Below are 2677 nucleotides of genomic sequence, written 5' to 3'. Positions count from 1 at the left end.
AGCTTTCTCCGTTTGGTTTTGTCACCGTTAGCATACCTAGGTTAAAGGTAGCTGGAGGAGGCTCAATGATTATCAAGTTGCTTAAACGGACGAAAAACAGTTGGCTTTCGCTCGTTCCTCGCAAATTATAGCCAACTATTTTTCGCCGCTTAGCAAGGCGTTGAGGCTGTAGAATTTCTCTTTTTAGGGGCTAATACACCTGATTTTTAAGTTGGTCATTTTTTAACCTTGAACCTACTTTCATGCTGTGATCTAATCAATATTATTCACCTGCGACTCATTGTTATGGCCAACTACAAGCCTGACTTATCCTGCCAAAACAAATTCATTCCTATCAATTTTGCTGAGCAAATTCTGCCGGGCACATTTGAGTATGCGCTTTGTTATATCGTCGAAAACAAGCTCGATTTATCCGGGTTTGATGCATGGTATAACAACGAAAAATCAGGTGCCGCGGCTTACCCACCTGCAGTGATGTTAAAGGTTATTCTATTGGGTTATGCCCATGGTTTTATCAGTAGCCGCCGCATTGCAAAGGCCTGTGAAACGAATATTTTATTTATGAGCGTCTCCGGTGATATTCAGCCGCATTACACGACTATCGCTGGGTTTGTTGCAAAAATGCACGAGCAAATTGAGCCGCTATTTACACAAATACTACTGATATGTGATGAAGAAGGCTTGATAGGCCGTAACATGTTTGCGATTGATGGCTGCAAGTTAAAATCAAACGCAAGTAAGGAATGGAGTGGCACGTTCGACGAACTAGAGCGAAAAAAAGCGAAATTAGCGCGCCAGTCAGCGCATCATTGCGCGTCATCAATGCCAAGATAATCTCAATGAAGAGATGATAACGCAGGATTCAAAGCAAAAAGAAAAACTGGATAAAAGTATCGACAAAATCGCTGAATTCCTCGCGACTCACCAAGAAAAAACCGGCAGCAAAGGCAAGCCAGTTAAAAGCAATATCACCGACCCCGATAGTGCGAAGATGACCACATCCAAAGGCTCTATCCAAGGCTACAACGGGATAGCGATAAACGATGATAAACACCAAATCATCCTGCAAGCACAGGTGTGGGGCTCAGTGGGTGAGCAACAAACCTTGCAACCTGCGGTGACGCAATTAAAGCAACAGCTTGATAAGCTCCGCGCCCCTCACTGCGCCACCAAGCACACCATCAAGTTTACCGCCGATAGTGGGTTTAACAGCGAAGCAAACTTAGCGTTTATGGCACAAAGCGGGTTTGATACCTACATCGCAGATAACCAATTTAGAAAGCGAAACCCACTATTTAAAGAAAGTGAAACGTATGAAACAGAGCAAGAAAACGCAGGCTAAAGCGGCGCAATGGTAAGCCCAGATTGTTTACCCCAGCAGATTTTCATTATGATGAAACAACCCAAACGTGCCGCTGCCCAGCAGGCAATGAAATGTGGTGCAGCGGTGATAATTTGAAAAGCCATCATCAACACTACACGCGATTCTGTGGTTACTTAAAAGATGGCAAAGTATGCCCGCTGCAAGGGCAATGTATGCGAAAGCCCCCGATAAAAACAGGGCGGCAAGTTCAGTTTAAAAATGATGAATCACGCAAGCAGCTGAGCTATATCGATAAAATGAAAGTTAAAATAGATAGCCCAATGGGGCGAAGGCAATATAGCAAACGATTGGGCTGCATCGAGCCCGTGTTCGGCAATATAACGGTGAATAAAGGCATGAATAAGTTGACGCTACGGGGGCAAGCCAAAGTGAATGCCCAGTGGCAGCTGTATTGCCTTGTTCATAATCTTGAAAAGCTGCAAAAGACGATGCATTAGGCAGGGCAAGCCCCTATTGCCTGAAATCCCCCCCAAAACCAGCCTGAAACTTCCCATAAAAACGCCAAACCTTGATAATTTTCATCACAGCAGAAAAAGACTAAACAATTGAGTCAAAACAAGAACTCAGCTATGGTTTGGTGCATCATAAAAATATATTTTAGAACGAGTAATTCTACAGGCTCGTTAAGCGCAAGCATACATCAAGTATTGGAAGAAAATTGAAGATTAGAACAAGAGAAGAGCTTGTCGATTTTGTAAACCACGGAAACAAGGTGAAATATGTCTTTTTCTGGGGGCATCAAGAAAAAGGCGGCCAAGTAACAAAGAGCTGCTTTAGCCAGTGGTATGATTCAAAGTTCGAAGAAGATGGAAATGAATTTATCACGGCCGAGCACTACATGATGTATCACAAGGCTAAGTTGTTTGGTGATAATAACGCATGTGAGAAAGTGCTTTCTGCCAATAATCCAGGAGAAGCAAAGGCAGTTGGCCGTGAGGTTCTTGGATTCGAGCAAGAATTATGGGATGAGAAACGATTTGACATTGTGGTAAATGCAAATTTAGCGAAGTTCTCTCAAAATTCAGAGCTAAAGGAGTTTTTGCTAAACACCGGAAATCGAGTTTTAGTCGAAGCGAGCCCAGTAGATAAAATATGGGGTATTGGATTAGCTCAAGACAATTCAGCATCTGAAAACCCAAATACATGGAAAGGTCTCAATTTTTTAGGATTCGCACTCATGGAAGTTAGAGATCAGCTTACAAATCAGGCCGGCGCTTAACACATATGAGCCTCCCGTTTGTCAAGAGGTACGCTGATCCCTTCGACTGTTTTTCAATCGAATTTAAAGCCAAT

General features: G+C 43.1%; 4 protein-coding genes. All 4 read left to right on the top strand.

The features are described 5' to 3' along the window. Nucleotides 1-285: 285 nt before the first annotated feature. The 4 genes from K1M91_RS21070 to K1M91_RS21055 all read left to right on the top strand — a co-directional run bounded on the left by K1M91_RS21070 (nucleotide 286) and on the right by K1M91_RS21055 (nucleotide 2603). Nucleotides 286-834 (top strand): transposase, encoded by a 549-nt coding sequence (locus K1M91_RS21070; protein ID WP_232804223.1) that lies wholly within the window; start codon nucleotides 286-288, stop codon nucleotides 832-834. A gap of 13 nt (nucleotides 835-847) precedes the next feature. Continuing rightward, nucleotides 848-1342, top strand: a complete 495-nt coding sequence (locus tag K1M91_RS21065) for a hypothetical protein (protein WP_232804222.1) — start codon at nucleotides 848-850, stop codon at nucleotides 1340-1342. A 23-nt stretch (nucleotides 1343-1365) separates the two neighbouring features. Next, nucleotides 1366-1821, top strand: coding sequence for a transposase (locus K1M91_RS21060; protein WP_232804221.1), 456 nt, complete (start codon nucleotides 1366-1368; stop codon nucleotides 1819-1821). 221 nt (nucleotides 1822-2042) lie between these two features. After that, nucleotides 2043-2603 (top strand): NADAR family protein, encoded by a 561-nt coding sequence (locus tag K1M91_RS21055; protein WP_232804220.1) that lies wholly within the window; start codon nucleotides 2043-2045, stop codon nucleotides 2601-2603. The last annotated feature ends 74 nt before the right edge of the window (nucleotides 2604-2677 follow it).

Origin of the sequence: Motilimonas sp. E26 (assembly GCF_021278025.1) — a bacterium.
Lineage (GTDB): Bacteria > Pseudomonadota > Gammaproteobacteria > Enterobacterales > CBDFNC01 > Motilimonas.
The sequence above is the reverse complement of the archived record's forward strand: the minus strand, read 5'-3'. Positions and strand labels throughout refer to the sequence as shown.

Excerpts from the sequence above, each read along its gene's own strand:
- K1M91_RS21070 (WP_232804223.1), top strand. The coding sequence starts at position 286 with ATGGCCAACTACAAGCCTGACTTATCCTGCCAAAACAAATTCATTCCT.
- K1M91_RS21065 (WP_232804222.1), top strand. The coding sequence starts at position 848 with ATGATAACGCAGGATTCAAAGCAAAAAGAAAAACTGGATAAAAGTATC.